At 66.4% G+C, this 21,144-nt stretch carries 21 protein-coding genes; 3 read left to right on the forward strand and 18 right to left on the reverse strand.

The features are described from left to right. Positions 1-68: 68 nt before the first annotated feature. Positions 69-1,031, forward strand: coding sequence for a DMT family transporter (locus C7C57_RS12100; RefSeq protein WP_187976621.1), 963 nt, complete (start codon positions 69-71; stop codon positions 1,029-1,031). A gap of 141 nt (positions 1,032-1,172) precedes the next feature. Here C7C57_RS12100 and C7C57_RS12105 read toward each other — a convergent pair whose 3' ends face one another. The 14 genes from C7C57_RS12105 to C7C57_RS12170 form a co-directional block, all read right to left on the reverse strand. Further along, entirely contained in the window at positions 1,173-2,255 is a 1,083-nt protein-coding gene (locus C7C57_RS12105) for a linear amide C-N hydrolase (RefSeq protein WP_187976622.1), read from the reverse strand. Positions 2,256-2,321: 66 nt separating this feature from the next. Next, positions 2,322-3,026, reverse strand: a complete 705-nt coding sequence (locus C7C57_RS12110; RefSeq protein WP_187976623.1) for a hypothetical protein — start codon at positions 3,024-3,026, stop codon at positions 2,322-2,324. A 135-nt stretch (positions 3,027-3,161) separates the two neighbouring features. Beyond that, positions 3,162-4,562: a glutamate decarboxylase gene (locus tag C7C57_RS12115; RefSeq protein ID WP_187976624.1), complete on the reverse strand. Its 1,401-nt coding sequence runs from the start codon at positions 4,560-4,562 to the stop codon at positions 3,162-3,164. Positions 4,563-4,632: 70 nt separating this feature from the next. After that, positions 4,633-6,579, reverse strand: coding sequence for a YhgE/Pip domain-containing protein (locus C7C57_RS12120; RefSeq protein WP_030148868.1), 1,947 nt, complete (start codon positions 6,577-6,579; stop codon positions 4,633-4,635). Further along, positions 6,576-7,424 carry an ATP-binding cassette domain-containing protein gene (locus C7C57_RS12125; protein WP_223144749.1) on the reverse strand — a complete coding sequence of 283 codons (849 nt, stop codon included), beginning with the start codon at positions 7,422-7,424 and terminating at the stop codon, positions 6,576-6,578. Before C7C57_RS12125 ends, C7C57_RS12120 begins: the two co-directional genes overlap by 4 nt. A gap of 517 nt (positions 7,425-7,941) precedes the next feature. Next, positions 7,942-9,438, reverse strand: a complete 1,497-nt coding sequence (locus tag C7C57_RS12130) for an amidase (protein ID WP_187976625.1) — start codon at positions 9,436-9,438, stop codon at positions 7,942-7,944. 44 nt (positions 9,439-9,482) lie between these two features. After that, positions 9,483-10,559 carry a hypothetical protein gene (locus C7C57_RS12135; protein WP_187976626.1) on the reverse strand — a complete coding sequence of 359 codons (1,077 nt, stop codon included), beginning with the start codon at positions 10,557-10,559 and terminating at the stop codon, positions 9,483-9,485. 2 nt (positions 10,560-10,561) lie between these two features. Next, on the reverse strand, positions 10,562-11,203 hold the full coding sequence (locus tag C7C57_RS12140) for an ATP-binding cassette domain-containing protein (RefSeq protein ID WP_187976627.1): 642 nt from the start codon (positions 11,201-11,203) through the stop codon (positions 10,562-10,564). Further along, complete coding sequence (locus C7C57_RS12145; RefSeq protein ID WP_187976628.1) at positions 11,191-12,294, reverse strand: hypothetical protein; 1,104 nt, start codon at positions 12,292-12,294, stop codon at positions 11,191-11,193. Before C7C57_RS12145 ends, C7C57_RS12140 begins: the two co-directional genes overlap by 13 nt. Positions 12,295-12,360: 66 nt before the next feature. Then, the gene (locus C7C57_RS12150) at positions 12,361-12,936 is read right to left on the reverse strand and encodes a hypothetical protein (protein ID WP_187976629.1); all 576 of its coding nucleotides are present in this window, start codon (positions 12,934-12,936) and stop codon (positions 12,361-12,363) included. A gap of 17 nt (positions 12,937-12,953) precedes the next feature. Then, positions 12,954-13,277, reverse strand: coding sequence for a lactococcin 972 family bacteriocin (locus C7C57_RS12155; RefSeq protein WP_187976630.1), 324 nt, complete (start codon positions 13,275-13,277; stop codon positions 12,954-12,956). A gap of 151 nt (positions 13,278-13,428) precedes the next feature. Next, a complete protein-coding gene (locus C7C57_RS12160) occupies positions 13,429-14,028 on the reverse strand; it encodes an energy-coupling factor transporter transmembrane protein EcfT (protein WP_187976631.1) in 600 nt (199 codons plus the stop codon). After that, positions 14,025-14,711, reverse strand: coding sequence for an energy-coupling factor ABC transporter ATP-binding protein (locus C7C57_RS12165; protein WP_187976632.1), 687 nt, complete (start codon positions 14,709-14,711; stop codon positions 14,025-14,027). The genes C7C57_RS12160 and C7C57_RS12165 overlap by 4 nt, the downstream gene beginning before the upstream one ends. A gap of 3 nt (positions 14,712-14,714) precedes the next feature. Continuing rightward, positions 14,715-15,353 (reverse strand): biotin transporter BioY, encoded by a 639-nt coding sequence (locus tag C7C57_RS12170; protein ID WP_187976633.1) that lies wholly within the window; start codon positions 15,351-15,353, stop codon positions 14,715-14,717. A gap of 81 nt (positions 15,354-15,434) precedes the next feature. Between C7C57_RS12170 and C7C57_RS12175 the strand changes: the two genes are divergently transcribed. Continuing rightward, positions 15,435-16,046: a TetR/AcrR family transcriptional regulator C-terminal domain-containing protein gene (locus C7C57_RS12175; RefSeq protein ID WP_187976634.1), complete on the forward strand. Its 612-nt coding sequence runs from the start codon at positions 15,435-15,437 to the stop codon at positions 16,044-16,046. On the opposite strand, the gene C7C57_RS12180 is transcribed toward C7C57_RS12175, so the two are convergent. The 4 genes from C7C57_RS12180 to C7C57_RS12195 all read right to left on the reverse strand — a co-directional run bounded on the left by C7C57_RS12180 (position 16,043) and on the right by C7C57_RS12195 (position 19,483). Next, positions 16,043-17,170 carry an AI-2E family transporter gene (locus C7C57_RS12180; RefSeq protein ID WP_187976635.1) on the reverse strand — a complete coding sequence of 376 codons (1,128 nt, stop codon included), beginning with the start codon at positions 17,168-17,170 and terminating at the stop codon, positions 16,043-16,045. The two genes, C7C57_RS12175 and C7C57_RS12180, sit on opposite strands and share 4 nt — an antisense overlap. A gap of 253 nt (positions 17,171-17,423) precedes the next feature. Beyond that, on the reverse strand, positions 17,424-17,975 hold the full coding sequence (locus tag C7C57_RS12185; RefSeq protein WP_187976636.1) for a GNAT family N-acetyltransferase: 552 nt from the start codon (positions 17,973-17,975) through the stop codon (positions 17,424-17,426). A gap of 9 nt (positions 17,976-17,984) precedes the next feature. Further along, the gene (locus tag C7C57_RS12190) at positions 17,985-18,677 is read right to left on the reverse strand and encodes a uracil-DNA glycosylase (RefSeq protein WP_370581453.1); all 693 of its coding nucleotides are present in this window, start codon (positions 18,675-18,677) and stop codon (positions 17,985-17,987) included. Positions 18,678-18,757: 80 nt separating this feature from the next. Beyond that, on the reverse strand, positions 18,758-19,483 hold the full coding sequence (locus tag C7C57_RS12195) for a peptidase S51 (protein ID WP_121689145.1): 726 nt from the start codon (positions 19,481-19,483) through the stop codon (positions 18,758-18,760). 141 nt (positions 19,484-19,624) lie between these two features. Here C7C57_RS12195 and C7C57_RS12200 point away from each other — a divergent pair, with 141 nt between their 5' ends. Continuing rightward, positions 19,625-21,133, forward strand: coding sequence for an MFS transporter (locus C7C57_RS12200; RefSeq protein WP_187976637.1), 1,509 nt, complete (start codon positions 19,625-19,627; stop codon positions 21,131-21,133). Positions 21,134-21,144 lie beyond the last annotated feature (11 nt).

Consider the following 21,144-nt stretch of genomic DNA (forward strand, 5'->3'; position numbering starts at 1 on the left):
GGTCTTGGCTCCACGGGAATCGCGTGCAAAGCTTGGGCGGACATCCATGTGCGACGGGGGAAAAAACAATGGTTGTAGGTTCTGCGCCGCTACTGGGAGTATTGCTGGCACTGGTCAGCGCGGCCGTTTTGGCGGTGGGGAATCTCTGGCAGAGCCGCGGGGTCAACCTGGTCTCCGCGGCGGCCGAACGCACCGGGGAATCCAAAACCTCCTTTCTCCTGTTGCTCAAGACCCCGATCTGGCTGGCCGGCAGTGCGCTGTTTGGGATCGCGATCCTGCTGCAGATGGGCAGCCTGGCCTTCGCCCCGCTGATCCTGGTGCAGCCCATCGGCGTGACCGCCCTGGTGTTCTCGGCGATCCTGAATGCCCGGGTACGCCGGGCACCCCTGCCGCGGCGGGTGCTGTTGGGTATCGCGATCTCCCTGGTCGGGGTAATCGCCTACGTGGTGATCGCCGCGCTGGTGAGTAAACAGAAGCCGATCAGCGACGGCCAGCTGATCGCGATCCTGGTGACCCTGGCCGGTGTGCTCGCGATCGCGGCGGCCATCCGCTTCGGAACCCGGGGCACCGCCAAGGCCCCCATCTTCTATGTGGTGCTGGGCGGGATCTTCTCGGGCTTTGTCGCCACCCTCGGCAAGACCGTGATCCTCCGGGTGGAGACGATGTTTGCCGGACACCGGATGGTGTTTGACTCGGGCAGCGTGCTCACCCTGATCTGTATCCTGGGCATCGGCGTCGCCTCGGCCCTGTCGATCTACTTTGTGCAGTACTCGCACACCTGCAATCCGCCGGATGTGGTGATTGCCGGGCTCACGGTGGTGGATCCCGCGGTCGCCGTGGTCCTGGGCATCGTGATCCTGCACGAGGCCGCCGGTGCCCCGTGGATCTCGTTTGTGGGCTTCCTCGCCGCCGGGGCCGCCGCGTTTGTGGGGGTCGTGATCCTCGCCCGCGCCGAAAGCGCCGAGGAGGCGGATCCCCACACCACCGAGACCATCGAGCGCGGTGCCCAGCGCCAGGCCGAGAGCGGCTAGCCAAACACGCCAGCGGGGCCCCAGTGCCCGGCCGAGAACGGCTCGCCTGACAGCATGCGCAGGCCCGGTCCCGGTCCACGAGCGGCTAGCCACACACGTAAGCGGGGCCCCACCAACCGGTGGGGCCCCGCCTGTGTGTGACTACTTCTTTGCCGCGCCAGCGAGCTGGCGCACCTCCTTGAGCAGTCCGGCGAACTCGTCCTGCTTCTGGGCGGCCACCTCGACAAAGCGCGTCGCCAGGTTCAGGCCCAGATCGGTCAGCGGACCCACCTGGTGGAAGTGGTGGCTGACATCCCCGGCCAGGCCACCCTCAAGCGCAAGCTTGCTGACCAGGTCGAGCCGCAGCTCCTCGGTACCCTCGGCGAAGCTCAGCTTGTCAAAGTCGACCCAGACGATGTTGGGGCGGGTGGTCGACTCAAACGCGTAGCGACGGTTGGTCAGATCGAGCACCACCTGCCAGATGGTCTGCGACGCATCGGGCTTGCCCGGGTCGGGCTGACGGAAGGGCTGGGCGGCGTTGCGGATGATGCTGAACATCGCCGCGATGGCCTCGAGCTGGGTCTTGGGCTGCTCCTGGCGTCCCACATAGTAGGAGGCACGGGCAAAGCGGTCGGTGGCGAGGGTTGAGCCGCCGAGGGGAGCATCCCCGCCGAGGCCCTCGATCTTCGCCGCCAGCTCCAGCTGCTTATCGAAGGTGGGCGAATTCGTCATCACCGTGTACTCACGGCTGTGATAGACCGTGGGGGTCCCGTCGGTGTACTCGATGATGGCCGAGTCGCCGGTGGCGTCGTTGATCGCCAGGTGCAGTGTGGGCGGCTTGCCGCTGGTCGGATCCAGCAGCTCGGCGATACGCACCTGGGTCTTCTCGGTCCACTCCACGGCCTCGGCCACGGTCTTGAAGTTGTCCAGGTAGTACTGCAGCCAGACGGCCTGGCTCAGCTGGACGTCGCCCTCGCTGGCGGTGCCGTAGTCGGATTCGGCGAGCCACAGGATGTGACCGGCAAACCCCTCCTCGTTCATGCCGTCGCAGGCGACCAGGTCAAACGCGGTGGCGACCAGGCTGCCGTACTTGGCGGTCCAGGTCAGATCCCCGTTGACCCCGTCGTTACGCTCGATCCCGCGGGGCAGCTTCCACAGGTTGGTGAGCAGGTCCAGGTGGAAATCCATATTGCGGCCCACGATCACGGCGCCGTTAGCATCGGGCCAAACAACTCTTGTGCACATAGTGTTTCACTTACCTTTCAGAGGGGCACCGCAGGGGTGCCGGTTGTACAGCGATTACAAAGGGAGTCAGGAACGGGCATCGGCCTCGGCCGTGCGCCGGTTCCAGCCGAGTGTGGGGAGCACAATCATCGAGGCGATAAAGAAGCAGATCGCGCCGATAAAGGTGCCCCAGTTGGCCAGGCCCGCGTCCTTGGCGCTGCCGTCGTTGAGCACAAACGAGCCCGCGGCCGAAAACGCGAAGGCGAGGCAGCCCAGCATGTTGATGTGGGCCGCCCAGAATCCCGAGCACCGCGGCTCCCACAGCGTGCCACGGGTGCGATAGTAGGCGGTGTAGACCAGGATCGCGCTGAGCAGAAAGGCTACCGATCCCCCGGCGTCGGGGTTCCACACCAGGTGCTTCTCGGTGTCCACGGACTTTGCTCGCAGCGCCGCCGAGGTGCTGATGTTGAACATGATCGTGCCAAAGCTCTGGGTGGCCGCCGCCAACCACTCGGCCCGAAACATCTTGCCCGGCGCATAGGGCACCGCGACCACCGGATCCCCGCTCAGCACCAGCTGATACAGCCCCGCAGCGGTGAAAAACCAGGCCCCGATAAAGCAGGCCAGGTTCGATGCGGCGGTGTTGTCGAAGTTCCAGATGTTCATCGCGCTGCCCAGCACAAACAGCGCCGAGCCGATCATGAACAGGGCGCTCTGCCTGCTCAGGGTCGGCACCAGGAACGGCAGCGAGGCCGGCTGCGCCTGCGGGAAGGGGGTGCTGCTCTGGGTCATGAGTGACGCTTTCTGTCTGCGAGTCCCGGTTCCGCCCACACGATCTGGGGTGTGGGCGGAACCGGGATGAAGGCTAGTGAGCGAACGAAGTGCGGGCCTATTCGCCCGGACCCTCGGGTACGTGCGGCGGCTCGCCTAGTGAGCGAACGAGGTGCGGGCCTTTTCGCGCGGAATCGGTGCGTCCAGATTCTCCAGGAACGCCACCTCCTCCTTAATCGCGGCCAGCAGCAGCTCGGCGAGGTCCTTGCTCAGGCCCAGGCGCACCACGATGCGCTGCACCACCAGGGCGGACAGGTCATCGGGCATCGGGTAGGCGGGCACCAGCCAGCCGCGCATGCGCAGGCGGTCGGCCAGGTCGTAGAGGTCCCAGTTGCGCTGGCCCGGGTTCAGCTTCCAGGCGAACACCGGGATGGTGTCGCCGCGGCTGACCAGGGTGAACGGATCCAGCTTTTCGATCTCCGAGGACAGGTAGGTGGCCACGTCGATCGAGTTCTGCTGCACCTCGCGGTATCCCTCGCGGCCCAGGCGCAGGAACTGGTAGTACTGCAGCAGCACCTGGGCACCGGGGCGGGAGAAGTTCAGCGCCAGGGTCGGCATGTCGCCGCCGAGGTAGCTCACGTGGAACACCAGGCTCTCCGGACACACCTCCTTGTTGCGCCAGACGACCCAGCCCACGCCGGGGTAGACCAGTCCGTACTTGTGGCCCGAGGTGCTGATCGAGTTGACCCGCTCAACCGTGAAGTCCCACTCCAGGTCGGGCTGGCAGAACGGGGCAACCATCGCGCCCGAGGCACCATCCACGTGGATGCGCACGTCGAGTCCGGTGGAGGCCTGGATCTCGTCGAGCTTGGCGGCGATCTCCTTCACCGACTCGTACAGGCCGGTGTAGGTCTGGCCGAGGATCGCGACCACACCGATGGTGTTTTCGTCCACGTACTTTTCCAGCTCATGGCCGTCGAGAACCAGGTGCTCCTCGGTCACCGGCACGTAGCGGGCCTCGACATCCCAGTAGTTGCAGAACTTCTCCCAGACCACCTGCACGCCGGCGGAGAGGATCAGGTTGGGCTTCTCGGTGGACTTGCCCTCGGCCCGGCGGCGCTCCTGCCAGAGACGCTTGAGCGCCAGGCCGCCGAGCATGCAGGCCTCGGAGGAACCGATGGTCGAGGTACCGATGGTGTTGTGCGGATCCGGCACGTGCCAGAGGTTCCCGAGGATGCGCCAGCAGCGGTCCTCGATGGCCGCGGTGGCCGGGTACTCGTCCTTGTCGATCATGTTCTTGTCGGCGGCCTCGACGTAGAGCTTGCCCGCGTTGTCATCCATCCAGGTGGAGACAAACGTCGCCAGGTTCAGGCGAGAGTTCCCATCCAGCATGGCCTCATCATGCACCAGCTGATACGCGGTGTCGCCGGACATCTGGTTCTCGGGAAGATCAAAGCGGGGCAGCACCGTGGCCTCACCCGGACGCGCAAACACGGGGTTGATCGAGATCTGCGACTCGTCCTCGCGTTCGGCGGCATTGCGATACAGCTCTGACATGGTGGTCCTTTCTGATTGACGGAAAAGCTCGCGACACTAAATTCTGAGAAAAACAGGGCGGGAGAACCCGCTACACCTCGATGGGTGGGTAGAGCCGGTCCATGTTGTACTGGCGGTTGCGACGAGCGGCCCAGGTGGACACCGCCAGGAACACCAGCGTGAGTGCCCCGATCACGGCGAGCGCGACCCCGAATCGATAGTCGATCCCGCCCATGATCAGCTGTCTGAGCCCGGTCACGGTATAGGTCATCGGGTCGAAGGGATGCAGCCACTGGAACAGCGGACTGGTGGTCTGGACCGGATAGATACCGCCGGCCGAGGTGAGCATCACCATCAGCAGGGCCAGGGTGGCCACGCGGCCCACCGCCGCTCCGAAGAGGGCATTGAGCATCTGGATCATCGCCAGGAACATCGCGGACATCAACCACATGAACGCCAGCGTGCCGATCGGATACTCCGGTTTAAGGCCCAGCCCGAAGTAGATCACCAGGAACAGGATCGTGCCCTGGATTCCGCCCACCGCGAGGGTGGGCATGAACGAGGCCAGCACGGTGCGGAAGGATCCCAGCCCCTGCGCCAACGGTCGCGCCTGAAGCGGAGTGAAGAGCATCCAGGCGATGATGCTGCCCACAAACAGGGCGAGTCCGAGGAAGAAGGGTGCGAAGCCGTAGGCGAAGGTTTTGGCCTCGTGCTCGGTCTTCTCGACCAGCTTGACCGGTTCGGCCAGCGTCTGGATCACGCTGCGCTCCTGGTCCTTCCCCCACTTGGGAATCAGGCTCAGGCCGGTCTTGGCGGCCTCGGCCAGCTGCTCGGTTCCGGCGGCCAGCTTGGGGGTGCCCTCGGCCAGGGTGTTCGCCCCGGCGCTGAGTTCCCCGAGTCCGGTGCGGAGCTGATCGGCACCGCTGCGCAGCTGATCGGCGCCGCTGCGGGCCTTGTTAAGGTCGCCGACAACCTGGTCGTTTTCGATGGCCTGCAGCACCACGTTGAACTGGGTGCCCGGGCTGTTGAGCTGGCCGGCGAGCAGGTTGGTGTCCCGCCGTACCTCGGCGATGGTGGTGTTCGCCTGGGCGACCTGCGGGTTCGCGGCGATCGAGTTGCGCACACCCTGGATCTGGTCGGCCAGGCCGCCCTCCCCCTTGGCGCGGAGGTCGGCGATGACGGCGTCCAGGTCCTGGGCGGCCTTCTGCTGCGTGGCCGCCGCATCGTTGAGCAGCGTCGCCGCGGTATTGACCCCCGCGTCGATGCGCTGCACGGCCGAGCGGACCTCGGCCCCGGAAATGCCCGAGCCCTGGACCAGGCCCTGAGCCTTGCCGATGATGCCGTCCAGCCCGGTGACGATCTCGTCCACCGCACCGGCCAGCTTGTCACTCCCGTCCTTCGCGGTCACCAGGTTGGTCGCGAGTTCCTGCGCGCCCTGGTTGGCCTGCTGCATCCCCGAGTTCAGGGTGTCCACCCCGTTGGCCGCCTGGATGAGCTTGGGAATCGCTCCCTTGGCACCGTCCAGTGCGGCCTCAAACACCTGGCTGCCCACCTGGGCACTGACCTGGTTGATGACCTCCTCGGCGGCATCCTGGCCGATCACGGTGGAGAGGTAGTTGTTGGTTTCGTCGTAGGTGAAGATCAAGTCCGCCGAGCGCGGGTTATCCCCCGAGACCGAGGCGATGGCGGCGGAGAAGTCGGCGGGAATGGTGATCGTGAAGTCGTACTTACCGTGGGACAGCCCGGTTTTGGCCTCCTCCTCGCTCACCTCGATCAGGTTGAGTTGCTTGGAATCGACCAGTCCCTTGACCACCTGCGGTCCGGCGTGAATGCGCTGTTTGCCGGCATCCGCGCCGGTATCCAGGTTGACGATCGCGACGGGAACCTTGTCCACATTGCCAAACGGGTTCCAGAAGGCCCAGAGGTAGAGGGCACCGTACATCAGCGGCATGATCAGGATGACCAGCAGGGCCAGGCGCGGCATGGTTCCGCGGTAGTACCGTTTGAAATCGCTTCCCGGGGAGAATGCGGCGATCATCGGACGTCCTCAACTTCCTCGAGGGCCAGGCTCACAAACTGCTGGTTGGTGAGATTGGGCACCTCCACGTAGTCATCGGCGATCACCGAACCGCGGCGGCCGTTGACATCGGCGGTGATCACCGTCTGTTCGGTGCCCAGCGCGACCAGGCGCTCCAGGAGCTTTTCCGAGGCCTGGTCGCTGGAGAGGTTGTCCACCCCGCCCACCACGAGCAGCTCGGGTTTGCGCACGTTGGCCGCGGCGATGCGGAACAGCGCGGCGGTCAGCTCGGGGAGCTCCTCAACCATGTCGTCAAGACCGGGCAGGGCCAGATCGCCAAAGACCGGGCGACACATGCGCTCCAGATCCTCCTCACGGGCGACGCGAACCCAGCGATACCAGGGGGCACCCCAGCGCAGCTGCTCGGTCACGATGTCGCGGACGCGGATCGCCTGCACCACCTCGTCCACCTCGTCGATCCACCCCAGGGCGGCGTTTTTGAAGAGGTGACCGGGGTTGTTGTTCAGCCCGAAGGAGACCACGGTGCCGCTTGAGGCACGCATGCGGCCGGCGAGGGTCAGCAGGAGCGCGGTGCGACCGCGTCCGCCGTGGCCGACCAGGACGGTGGTGCCCCCGCGCTTGACCGAGAAGTTCACCGGCCCAAAGATGTGCCCCCAGGAGGCGCGCACGCTGACCTCGGAGAGGGTCAGCAGGTTGTCGGGGCTCGCACCGTGGCGGCCGTGGGGCTCCGCGGCCTCGCGCATGTCCTGGGACTGCCGTTCCTGGGCCTCGATGATCGCCGTTTCGACGGTTTCCGCGGGCGGCTCGTTTTCGTGCTGGCCGCCGTGTGCCGGGTGGCCGCTCATCGTGCGCACCCTCGCCGGATGCGATCCCCATGCCCTCGATTTTGACCAGAATTGCGCGCTACAAATGCGCCGGCCTGAGCCAGTTCCCCCATTGAATACGATCCATTCTCCGGATATTTCCCCATCAAAGTCCGATCAACGTACCATCGTTTCGCGACGGGAAGATAGAGCTATCTTTTTGTAGGAATTTCGGATATTTTCGCGGGCCGAACCACTTTTTATTGTTGGTCGCAGACAAAAAAGGGCGGGATTCTTTCGATCCCCTCGCCGATCATCGCGAGCATGGGGGACAAAATATTGATGCCACAATCCGGCACCATCCCAAGGCACTCAGCGCGCGGGGCTCCCTTCGATGCGTACGCCTCGGCCCGCTCGCACCGGCTCACTCGCCCCGACTCGCTCGATCCGAGGCGCAATACCCAGGCACCCCGACACGGCAAAAACGCCCCACGCGGGAGAGGGCTCTCGCGCGTGGGGCGTTGATGGGGGACAAATTCCCCGGCGGCCACCGGGGCCGCTAGGCGAAGTCCGCGGGCACCCGTTCGTTCCAGCCGATCCGGTTCTCCAGCTGCGCGCCGAGGCTCAGCAGGGTCAGTTCGTCGCCGGGACGACCGATCAGTTGGATCGCGGCGGGCAAACCCCGCGCATCCTGGCTCACCGGGAGCGCGATGCCGGGCAGCCCGGTTGCATTCACAAACGAGGTCCAGGGCGAGTACAGCACCTGCTGCTCGAAGCTCAGGTCGGGATCGGTCTGGCTGTACCAGTCCAGGGCTCGCGGGCTCTGGCCGAGCGCCGGGGTGAGGATCGCGTCAAACCCGGAGAACTGATCGATCACGTCGCGTTCGAAGCGCGCGAAGAAGCCCAGGGCGGCGATCAGATCGGTTGCGCGCACCTCCTTCCCCGACGCACGCAGCTGCGCGGTCACCGGCTCCAGCAATGCCTCGGCCCCCTCGGGCAGCGGGGCTGCCGCCGGGAAGCTGCGCCACAGGGTGCGGAAGGCGTTGGAGTATCCGGCGCTGCGTTCCAGCGGGATCTCGGTGAGCACGTGGCCGAGCGCACGCAGGTGCTCGATGCCCTCGGAGAAGGCCAGCTCACCGGACTCGTCCAGGCCGATTGCATACTCATCCGCCCAGGGCGAATCGCGCAGGATACCGATCCGGAACCGGCCGTGCGGGGTATCGGCGGCGCGCAGCAGAGCACCGGGTTCCAGCTCGGGGGCGCGCAGCGCGAAGCGGGCGGGAGCCGGGGTGCCGATCATGCCCTCGAGCAGCAGCGCCGCGTCGCCCACGGTGCGGGCGATCGGGCCGGCGACGCCCAGCCCACCCACGCTGCCAATGCCCGAGCCGCCGGGGACGCGGCCGCGCGAGGGCTTGAGCCCGACCAGGCCGGTCGCGGCGGCGGGGATGCGGATCGAGCCGCCCCCGTCCGATCCCGGGGCAAAGGGCAGCAGCCGGGCGGCCACCGCGGCGGCCGCTCCCCCGCTGGACCCACCCGCGTGCAGGCTGCGGTCCCAGGGGTTGCGGGCGGGCCCGGCAACCAGGTTGTCGGTGAAGCCGTGCTGGCCGAATTCGGGGGTGTTGGTTTTGCCCAGGCTGATCGCACCGGCCGCGTCCACGGCCTCGACGATCTCATCGCTCTGCTCGGACACCACCCCGGCAAATACCCGCGAGCCATAGCTGGTGGGCAGCCCGGCCCGGGCCTCCAGGTCCTTATCGGCCAGTGGCAGACCCCAGAGCACCTGGTCGGGGTTCTCCCCGGGGGATTCGATCCGGAAGTGCTCGGGATCGCTCAGGCTAAACGAGCCGGTGGGGGTGGAACGGGGGTGCCCGGTGGCCTCCAGCGCGGCGGCGCGCTCGCGGGCACCGTCGGCATCCACCACGATAAACGCGCCGATGGACGCGCCGTGCTTCTCGATGCGATCCAGGTAGTGCTCCACCAGCTCACTCGGACGCAGGGCGCCGGTTCGCAGGAGGAAGCTCTGTTCACGGGCGGTAAGTTCGTGCAGCTGTGCCATTACCCCAGCCTATTCCGGTTTCGAGGACGGCGCAGCCAGTTGCTCTACCGCTCGGCGAAATACCGATAGAGGTGCCGCTCTCGAATGCTGGCAAATGCCGCCAGGACCCCTACGAAGGCACCAAATACCAGCGCGCACACGATCCTTCCACCGAGAAGTAGTGCGATTGCGGGCTCAACTGAACTGAGCCCGGCCCAGCCGCTGGTCGTCGCCATACCGATCAGTGCCAGCGGTATTGTCCACAGGATGGTTTCCCCGAGCAGGATCATGCGCAGGTCGCGCCGGGTAACTCGGGCATGCAACGCGGCCGCCAGCTCGACCCGGCGCAATCGAATCAGGAACCAGGAGATCCCCGCGGCCCCGATCAACGCCACGGCCCAGGCCCACCGGGTAATGCGCTGGTCAAACAGCTCGGGCGCAGGCGATTCGGCCCCCAGCCGCGAGTTCAGCTGCTCGACCCGGGGCGGTTCGCCTGCGCTCGCGATTCGTGGTAGAACGCTGGTATATAGCATCGAGCTCAGTTCGGGTTGAACCGGCCAGGCGGTTGCCCAGCACTCATCGAATCTCCCGGTAGCCGCCGAGACACTCAGTCCCGAGTATTCCATTTCCCCACGCCGACCATCGGCAGGATATCGAAATACATCACGCACCAGAATCATCCCGGAATCGGTGTCCATCCACTTTCCCGGTGAGAGCCCCAAGGGGCCTGCGGCGGATTCGGCGAGGAAAACACCGTGGGTCTGGCCTCGTCCCAAACCGCGTGAGGGCTCCAAGACTCGTAGGAAACCGCTGGTGACTTCAAAATTGGCAATGGGTGCCCCGGGAAGAGCCCGAGCCAGCAAGGGTTCAGCGGCTTTTCGACGTGCTCCGGCTGCAATCACCCCGGGGAGCTCCGCGATGACATCACAGGCCTGTCCGTCGATCGCGCCCGGTGCCGCAATCACCAGCGTGGTCGCCCCTGAATCACGAAATTCGGCGGCACGGTCCAAGATGCCCCGCACGCCACTCAGTTCTGCACCGAGGGTTGCCAGCAACAAAACCGCAGCGATCAGGAAAACGGTGCCGGTGCGAGCGGTACCTGAAACCGCGTTACGCCAGATTTCCCGGACGAGCGCGTGCATTCTCATCGTCCGCCACCGTCCTGGGCTCGCTTACCGAGATCGATGTGCTCATCACAGGCATCGCGAGTATCCGGATCGTGGGTGGCCACCACAACCGTCACGTCTGCATGCGCAAGTTCGGCGAGGACCGCATTAACCGATGCCGCGGATACCGGATCCAGCTGTGCGGTTGGTTCGTCCACCAGGAGCAGGGCTGGCATCGCGGCAAGTCCGCGCGCGAGCATGAGCCGCTGCCCTTCTCCGCCGGACAGGTGTCTGAACTGGGTTTGCGCTCGATGCTGGAGCCCAAACCTCGCAAGGTGATCCTGAGCCTGGGCATCCGCACGTTCCGGGGTAAGCCCCCGCGCAAGAAACGAGAGAGCAACATGGTCAAGCGCCGTGCGTCGGGAAGTGCCATGAGGGTTTTGAAACACCCAGTTAACCCGCTCGGCAGCGGGAGCGATGAACGTTCCCTCGGTGGGTGTGCGCCAGCCTGCGAGAATGCTCAGAAATGTGCTCTTCCCCGAACCCGATGGACCCGTGAGTGCGTAGACACGACCGGGACTGAGATCGAGGTTGACCCCACGAAACAACCAGTTCTCGGCGTCAAATCGATGTCCCAAATCGCGCGCAATCAAAGTGTCCGACACCGCTAACGTGGACATTTTAGGTCCGCAGCGGGGTGCACACTTACGCGTTGCGGTTTCACGTTGTCGGAGAAAAGCACGAATGTCTGGCCCAGCTGAGAACCGATGACTCGAATGGATTCCACACGACCATCAACGACCACGCACGAGGGGCGCTGGGCCCCCGAAACATCCTCCCCAGCGGGTTCTCCCCCACCCATCTCGCTGGATGCGCCCCCGCTCTGAGTCTGTTCGGCCCCGGCCGGTTCGGGCGCGGCCGACGCAAAGAGGGCCGATGCTGGCACCGCAAATGCTGTCATCGGTTCCGTCAGCTTGCTGGCCGCGGGCAGTTCTCCGGGAGCATCTCCCCCCAGACTCTGCCGGTAGATTCGGGTTTGGGCGAGCCGATCCAACTCGGATCGATCGAGAATTCGCCCCTCGGAGTCCAGGTCGAAAGTATCCTCTCCCACGACCACGGTTCGAGCCCCCGGGACGATCGTGCCGCTCACCGCACGAACATGTGCCGTGGCAAGCGTTCCCTGAGCCGACAGAACCGTGCTCTCAACACTCACCCGCTGCCCAATTGAGGTTGCACAGGAGGCCACCACCGTTCGCACGGCTGGAATCCACATGAACGTGTCTTTTAGGATGCGGGCAGATGAGGCGACAGGCTCGCGGGCCGCCCGAGCACCTCGATCCGTCAGCAGCCGATTCACCGCGTTGAGGGTGTCTCGGTCGAGTCGTTGCTCGCCCCCGGCGAGATACCCCAACCGGGTCAGCTCCGTGGCGAGGGCGCGCACGTCCTCGCCCGAGTCTCCGATGCCAAGGTCGCGCCACATCGGAACGGACGTGGCCAGGGCAATGGCGGGTTCCCCCTCGACGCTCAGCACCGACGACCCCGATTCGATGGTTGATCCGGGTGCGCACTCCAGCGACGTGACCAGCCCCTCACGTGGTGAAGAGATCGGCGTGACCGGTCCCGTATCCGCGACCAGGGTAACCGGGCGGCGGTCATCGACGAGGCGCTCGGTTACTGCGATTTCCTTAACCGGATCGGCAGGTTTCACGGCCGCCGGGGTGGCCGGGGTCAGCACAAGAAATGCGGTTCCCGCGCCGAGGGAAAATACCATTATGCCGAGGCCGATGGTAAAAAATACCCGACCCCGTGAAAACGCAGGCTGCGTAGCCGATTTCACCTATTTCGCTCCGAACGGGTCAATACGGCAGGAATCAAACACCTCGGCGGAATCGTCAGCCCCGTCCAGGGCCTGCAGCTTCTCCTCGTAGGAGGACGCGTTCCAGTGCTCAGGCGTGAAGTTGTCATCCAACGCACCGACGCGCTTTACGCAGGCGAGGACAATTTCGTTTTCGTCCGCCCGATCGGGGTTTCGACGCATTGCATACCAGAGGCTACTCACGCTGGCATCCCCGGAGGAAATTGAGCACTCGGTTTCGAAGGTATGAGCCTGGTCCACGGTTATGCTGCTGTCCCACTCGTAATTGCTACTGCCGTCAAACCGCACGTCACTAATGTGCACACCGCGCTCGGCAGCACAAGAACGGTAGGTCTGCTCAACCTCGGCGTGTTCGGCATCGGTAATCACCCCATCGCGAAGGATCTCTCTGATCCGATCATCCGGTGCGTCTCGATATGACCGGGCAAATTCTTCGGCCCATGGGCCGGTAAAGGCGGGAACCTCACCCGTGACGGGTGAGGTTCCCTGCTCGGCGCATGCCGTCAGCGTCAACGCCAACGGAATGAGAGCAAGCATTACGACACCGATTCGCACTACTTGACGTCCCAATAGCTCTTGTTTCCGCTAAAACTCATCGGCCGCTTAATGGCGGTGGCAGTAGCCCGGGGCGCGTGCCAGCCTGTTTTCTCGCAGCTCTGCGCGTTGCAGGCCGTAGCGCGGTGGGATTTCTGATTGTGGTTGTAGATAGAAAAGACCTCCCCGCCGCTGCCGTAAATTCCCCCGGATCGCACACCATAGTCCCAGGTTCCCCCGCCAGCTTCGACTGCCTGCACTTGAGAGGCGGGCACAATGGCGAGCGCCAATGCACATACCGCTCCAGCGACGATTGAGCGTCGTGCTTTCAATTTTCCAAACATTTATCCCCATGTCTGATATAACCATGACCGTTCGGCCAAGTGATAAACATATCGATAGGGGCGTCTCATTCCCAGACCCTGTTTCGGGGGTGGGAAGTGGCATCTAGATTCGGCTCCCAGGTGTGGCCTGTGCGGGGGATCGACGCACACGCTAGGAGCGCAGGCCCCGGGCCACCAGAGCCTCGCCCAGCTCGTCGGCGAAGCGCATCGTGTGGACCAGCAACGGCACCACAAACGTGCGCGGGCCCGGACGCACCCCGCGGGCGCGGTGGGCGGTGATGATGTCGCGGGCAAAGCCCAGGATCACCGGGATCACGGTGATGGTCAGCGCCAGCAGCAGCGCGATCCGATCGGCCCGCACCCCGATCTTTGACAGCGGGGTGAGGCCGCGCTCGATCGCGTCGAGCATCGCCGAGGTCTGGGTGGTCAGGCTGATCAGCGCCGCGCACAGGATGACCAGCAGGATCCGGGTGGTGGTGATCGTCGCCGCCGGCCAGGGCACAAAGATCAGCTGAAACACCCCGGTGAAGACGATCAGCATCCACACCATCCGCACCTGACGCCAGAGCCCGGAGATTCCCTGCCCGGCGATCAGATAGCCGGCCACCACGATGGCCGCCGCGATGCCGAGGGTCCACAGCGTGTGGGGATAGATCGAGATGGCCAGGACCAGCACACCGATCAGCAGAAGCTTGCGCCCCGCGGGCATTCGGTGCAGCGGGCTGGTGCCCGGGCGGTAGAGGGAGATCACGCGTAGGCCTCGGAATAGCGGGCGATGATCTCGGCCGGATCGCCGTGCTCAAGCAGGCGTCCGTCCTCGAAGCGCAGCACCACGTCGCAGCGCGCGGCGAGGTCCAGGTCGTGGGTGACCAGGACCAACTGGGGCACCCGCTCGGAGAAGAGGTGGTCGATGATCAGGCGACGGTTACGAGCGTCCAGCAGCGCGGTGGGTTCATCGGCGATCACCAGCTCGGGCCGGGTGATCAGCACCGCACACAGCGCCAGCAGCTGCTTCTGCCCGCCCGAGAGCTCGTGGGCCGGGGCATCGGCCAGCGCGCTCAGCCCAAACACCTCAAGCTCGGCGGTCACCCGCGCGGCGATTTCGGCCCTGGGTACCCCGCGGCCGCGCAGCGAGAAGGCCACGTCCTCGGCCACGGTGGGCATGATGATCTGCGCATCCGGGTTGGCAAACACGAACCCGGCGATCCGGCGCACCCGGGCGGCCTCGGCGCTCGGGTCGATCCCGTGCACCCGCACCTCCCCGGCACCGGGCAGCACCAGCGCGTTGAGCATCCGGGCGAAGGTGGACTTGCCCGAGCCGTTGAGCCCGATGACGCCGATCCGCGCCTGGGTCAGCGTGATCGTCACATCACTCAGCGCGTTGTGCTCGCCGAAGCGCACGCCGACCCGGTCAAAGGCGATGGTGCCCGCCACGCGCTAGGCCTGCGGGGTGGTGGGGGCGGATTCGTTCACGGAGGTAACTGTATCCGACGATGCCTGCGGACGACGCGAGGTCTGCCCAAACGCGCGCGGGTAGGCACGCCAGAGGGCGAGGGTCAGCGCGACGGCGATCACGGCCTTGATCAGGTCGCCGGGGAGGAAGAGCAGGCTGGAGAGGAAGGTCGGCCCGAAGCCCAGGCCGGTGATGCCCGCCTGGAAGGGGATGCCAAATGCGTAGATGGTGACGATGCCGCCGAGGATCACGCCGATCGAGGTGCGCAGGATCGTGGGGCGACGACGGTCGGCCCGGACGATCAGGCCGATGACGATGACTCCGGCGATCCAACCGATCAGGTAGCCCACGCTCGGGCCCACAAAGACGCCGGCACCGCCGCGGCCGCCGGCGAGAACCGGGAGGCCGGCAAAGGCCAGCAGCTCCAGCACCAAAACGGCGGCCGCGCCACGCCAGGGACCGAGGATGGTGCCGGCGAGCATCACGCCGAGGGTCTGCGCGGTGATCGGGACGGCCCCACCAAACGCGGCGATGGCCGGGGGCATGCCGAGGACCGCGATCAGCGCGGCAAAGACGGCGATGCGGGCGAGGTCTGCGCCACCAAACGAGGTACGGGTGGTCATGGGGATCCTTCCGACGGGGAGTGCCTGAACGGTGTTCTCCTGAACGCTGTTCATGTGGTGTTCACTGAGTATAGTATGACCATGACGAGTTCACGCAACCCCCGGTCCGCGCCGACCCGTCACTCCCGGGAGGACGTGGCCGATGCGGCCCTGGAAATCCTGAACTCCTTCGGCCTCGCCGACCTCACGATGCGCCGCCTGGCACAGTCCCTCGACGTGCAGCCCAGCGCCCTGTACTGGCACTACGAGAATAAGCAGAGCCTGCTGGCGCACCTGGCGGATCTGATCGTCGAGGTGCCCGATTCCGAGGCCTCCCCCGGCACCGACCGGGTGCGCACCCGCTGCCTGGCCCTGCGCGAGCGCCTGCTCGCCTACCGCGACGGTGCCGAGGTGGTCGCCAGCACGCTCGCCCTCGGTCTGGGTGCCGAGGCACCGGGCATCGACCTGACCGCGGCCCTGGTGGATGCGGGCACCGACCCGGAAACCGCGGCGAGGGTCTCCGGCGTGCTGCTGCACTTCATCCTCGGCCAGGTCTCCCACGAACAGCAGCGCGCCCAGGCGGGCTCGCTCGGTGCGGTCGCCCCCAAAACCACGGCATCCGCCACCACTGTGGTGACGGATGCCGAGGCCGAAAGCGCCGAGTTCATCTTCGGCGTGGACCTGATTCTCGGCGGCCTCGCGGCGCGAGGCTAGACCTCTTCGGGGCGTTTTTGCTGGGCCGGGATGGCGGGGGTGTTTTCCCCGTTCCAGACCGAGATGATGCCCCAGGCAACCGCGGCAATCGGCACGGCCAGGACCGCGCCGATGATGCCGGCGATCAGCGTGCCGGCGGTCAGGGCGAGCAGCACCACCAGGGCGTGCAGCTTGAGCGAGCGGGCCATCAGAACCGGCTGCAGGAAGTTCCCCTCAAGCTGGTTGACCAGGACCACGATACCGATCACGATGATCGCGGCCACGGGTCCGTTGGCCACCAGCGCGACCAGCGCGGCCACGGCACCGGCCAGGGTTGCACCCACGATCGGGATAAACGCCATGATGAACACCACCACGGCCAGCGGTAGCGCGAGCGGAACGCCCACGACGGCCAGACCGATCCCGATCCCGATTGCATCCACGGCGGCCACCGCGGCGGTCCCGCGGAAGTAGCCGCCCAGCACGCTCACGGTTTTGTCGCCGACTCGGCGCGCACGCTCATAGCCCTCGCCGGTGAAGGGACGCAGCAGGAACTCCCAGATCTTCGGGCCGTCCTTGAGGAAGAAGAACAGCACCACGATCATCAGCACCAGCCCTGTGAAGAAGCTGGTGGCCGCCGAAACCCCGGCCAGGGCGCCGTTCCCAAACTGCGCGCTGGTGAGGAACCTGGTGATCGAGTCCTTGAAATCATCCAGCTGATCATCGGAGATGGTGAAGGGCAGATCCTTGAGGTAGCCCTGGAGCGTGCTCAGCCCGTCGGAGGCGGAATCGGCCAGGTCGTCCCACTGGCTCTGCACGGCCCAGACGATCAGCCACACCACGGTGCCGAGGATGACCACGATGGCCAGCAGCGAGATCCAGGTCGCCAGCATCGTGTGCACGCCGCGGCGCCGCATCCAGGAGACAAACGGCGAGATCGCCGCCGAGAGGATGAGCGCCAGGATCACCGCGATCAGGATCACGCTGACCTGGGACACCAGATACAGCACCGCGGCGACCAGCGCGAGCACCACCAGGACCTGCAGGCTGCGGGTCGCGACCCGGCCAAACCCGTCGGTCCACAGCGTGGGCTTTTTCGGAATCGGCGCGGCCTGCGAGGACCGGCGACGGGAAAACAGGGGCATGCGGGTGCTCCGTTCGATCGGCTGTGGCATCCACACCCATCACGATCTGGATGCCCGGGCTGTCACGTCAGGCTGTCACGTCTGCGTCCGGGAAGCAAGGATCCGCCGGGCGCGTTTCCGGTTACGCCCCGCGCGATCACGCGGCCCGCGGGGACCCGGAAGCTGCGATGCGCCGGGCGACGAGGCCGCGATCAGGCACCACACGGTCGGCACGGCGGCGAGGCCGAGACGCGGCGCAGCCGCCAACCGGCAGCTATTCCCCGGGCTGCGGGATCTCGCGCTGGAAGAAGCGCACCCCGACCCAGCGATCAAACTTATACCCAACTCGGGCCAGCGCACCGGCATCGGTGAAGCCGAATCGGCGGTGCAGAGCCAGGGAGGCGTCGGTACCCTCGTCGGTGATCACGGCGATCATCTGGCGCAGACCGGCGGCGGACGCGGCGTCCAGCAGCGCGCCAAGCAGCAGCGACCCGAGCCCCTGACCGGCGGCGGCCGGGTCGAGATAGATCGAGTGCTCGACGGTATAGCGGAAGGCGGACTTATCGCTCCACGGGTTGGCGACGGCGTAGCCGAGCACCGTTTCCCCGCTCCCCGCGGCGGTGTCGGCGGAACCGGCCGATCCCCCGGTCTCGACCGCGACCAGGAACGGCAGCCCGGCCGCATCCGCCCGCGCGATCCGCGCCTCCCAGTCGGCGACGGGACGCGGCACCTCGTCAAAGGTGATCGTGGTGGTGGCCACATAGTGGTCGTAGATCGCGGCGATGCCGGGGGCATCCTCCGCGCGAACTGGACGAAGCGAGATCATGGGGAAATTCTAGAACAGGGTGTCCTCGGGGAGCGACCAGTCCACGGGTTCTTGTCCCGCCGCGATCAGCGCTGCATTCGCCGTCGAGAACGGCCGGGACCCAAAAAAGCCGCGGGAGGCCGACAGCGGGCTCGGGTGTACACCCTCGATCACCGTGGTCCCGGCCAGCGCGGGGGCCAGGGTGCGCGCATCGTTGCCCCAGAGGATCGCGACCGGGGGCTGCGGGAGCGCGGCCAGGACCGCGATCGCCCGGTCGGTGAACTCCTCCCAGCCGCGACGGCGGTGGGAGCCGGCCCGTCCCGGCGCCACGGTCAGCACCCGGTTGAGCAGCAGCACGCCGCGCTCGGCCCAGGCCGAGAGGTCGGCGGAGGCGGGCGGGTTGAGCCCTAAGTCGGTGTGCAACTCCTTGAACATGTTGGCCACGCTGCGCGGGATCGGACGCACCGCGGGATCGGCCGAGAAGGCCAGGCCCACCGGGTGTCCCGGGGTCGGATAGGGATCCTGCCCGACGATCAGCACCCGGGTGTGCGCGGGCGGATGGGCAAACGCCCGCAGCACCAGCTCGGGCGCGGGCAGAAAGTCCGGCTCGTCCGCCAGGCTGGCGACGGCCCGCGCATATGCCTCCGCGGCCGGCGCGAGCGCCGCAGCCCACTCGGGGTGCAGCAGCCCATGCTCGGCCGCGGAAGAGAGTGTTGTAGGCAGCAGCACAGTGTCCGACTCAGGCGCCGGGTGCAGCTGCCCGTGCCCGTCCGCCGAAGCGGGCGTTGCAGGGATGCTCACGCTTACGCGCCGCGGGTGGAGACCGTGACGCCGTGCTCGGAACCGATGACCTGCCACAGGCTGCCCTTGCCCACAACCTCGAGGCGTCCGTCGGCGATGATCAGCGCGGTCTCGGTGTCGATCCCGATACCGCCGGGCACCAGCGCGCCCTCGGTTGCGGCGACCAGACGGCCGAGGCTGCCGGTCGCGGCGGGAGCGGTCACGACGCTGAGATCGAGCAGGCCGAGGCCCTGGGCCACGGTCACCTCGTCCAGGCCGAAGCCGTACTCCTCGGGGCTCACCGGCACGCCGCCGATTCGCCAGCCGCCGATCAGGGCCTTCTCGGCGGCCACGATCGCGCCCGCTCCGATGCCCAGGTAGGGGGTGTCGGCGGCCACACGACGACGGATCTCCCCGTCGATCGGAGCCAGGGCCGCACGCACGGCCTCGGGCTCGCCATCCACCACCACGATGGCGCTGGCAACGGCGATGGCCTGCAGGTCAAAGGTGTCGGAGGTGGTGACCACGCTGAAGCGGGCATCCCCCTCACGGTGAGCGGCCTCGACCAGCTCACGCGCCTGGTTGGCCGCGGTGTCCCCCACCGCGAGCACCACGATGCGGGTGTCTTCCCCGGCCTGGCTCCGCACGTCGGCGATGAATCGGCCCCACAGCTCCGCACACAGGCTTCCGGCCGCGGCGGCGGTTCCAGCCGCCGGTACGCGAAGCCCACCGGTCAGATAGATTCCCATTGTTTGTTTCTCCCGAAGATTGAGGTTTGCCGGATGGGTCGCATCCCGCCTGTTCAACCGTAGCTCCCGCCCGCCGAAATCCGAGGACTCGATTGGGCATGCCGCGGCATGAACCCTCGACTTTACCCCTACTATTTCGTCATGGCCGAATTACAGGGACGTTTTCCTCGAACGGGAGGCCGGGCGCTGGGCGTCACGGCCTCGCTGATCGGGTTTTTGGTGCTGGTGGAAATCTGCAGCGGCATCATCCAGGGCTACTACATTCCCCTGGTTCCCGACATCGTGAAGCACCTGGGCATCCACGATGCCGACTTCAACTGGTTTGAGGCCTCACAGCTGCTCCTCACCGCGATCGTGGTGCCGATCATGGCCAAGCTCGGCGACATGTACGGGCATAAACGCATCCTGCTGATCGCGACCGTGTTTACCGCGATCGGCAGCTGGGCGCTGGTGGCCGCCGACTCATTCTGGGTGTTCCTGGGGGCCTGGGCGATCCAGGGGTTCTTCTCGGTGTGGCTGCCGCTGGAAATCGCGCTGATCTTTGACCGTGGCCGCCGCACCGGCAGCGCCGCCGGAGATACCCGCCGCGCGGCGGGCCTGCTCGTGGTGGCGCTGGAGCTCGGTGCGATCCTCGGGGCACTCGGTGGCGGGCGCATCTTTGAGGCGCTGGGTGGGGACGTTCCGACCACCCTGGCGATCCCGGCCATAGCGGTCACCCTGGTGTTTTTTGTCATTCTGTTTGGGGTGCGGGAGTCCGAGCCGCTGCCCGAGAAGCGCACGCTGGATCTGACCGGTTTTGTGCTGCTGAGCATCAACATCGCGCTGATCACCGGCGGACTCTCGCTGCTGCGCCTGAACGGCGTGGAGACCTGGTGGGTATGGATCCCGATCGCACTGGGCATCATCGGGTTCTGGCCGTTTGGCCGCTATGAGCTCAAGCAGAAGGACCCCGCCATCGATCTGCGCCTGATGCGTCAGTCGCGCATGTGGCCGGTTCAGCTCACCGCGGGTCTGGTGGGCATCAGCGTGCTGGGCGCGCAGGTGCCGCTGAGCACCTATGCGGGCACCCCACGCGAAAACGGCTACGGGCTGGGGCTGCCCGCAGGTCAGCTCTCGCTCCTGATCGGTGCCTATCTGATTTCGATGATCATCGGCGCGATCCTGTTCCCGATCGTCTCCAAGCGGGCGACCCCGCGAATCGCGCTGATCGCCTCGGCGATCTCGGTGGCCGCCGGTTATCTGCTGCTGATCCCCTTCCATCTCGAGGTATGGGAGGTGGTGATGTGCATGATGATCGCCGGGGTCGGATCGGGTGCCCTGGTGGGTGCGCTGCCCGCCGCCGCGGCCGCCGCCGCTCCCCCGGGCCGCACCGGCATCGCCTCGGCGCTGACCAGCACGTCCAAGACCATCGGAGGCTCGTTCTCCTCGGCCATCTTCGGCATCGTGCTGATCGGCGGCGCGGCCACCACGGTGACCGCCGGTGCCTCCTCGCTGGCCGGATACATGACCGTCTGGGCCGTGTGCGGCCTGTCGGCCGCGGTGGCCGTGGTGCTGCTGCTGTTTGTGCCCAAGCTGTCGTTCTCGGACGCGCCGGAGGAAGGCGCACCGGAGGGCAACTCGCTCGGGGACTCCCCCGTCGACGCCCGCTAGCCCGAACACGG

The sequence above is a fragment of the Mycetocola sp. JXN-3 genome (genome assembly GCF_014522285.1).
Classification (GTDB): domain Bacteria; phylum Actinomycetota; class Actinomycetes; order Actinomycetales; family Microbacteriaceae; genus Mycetocola; species Mycetocola saprophilus.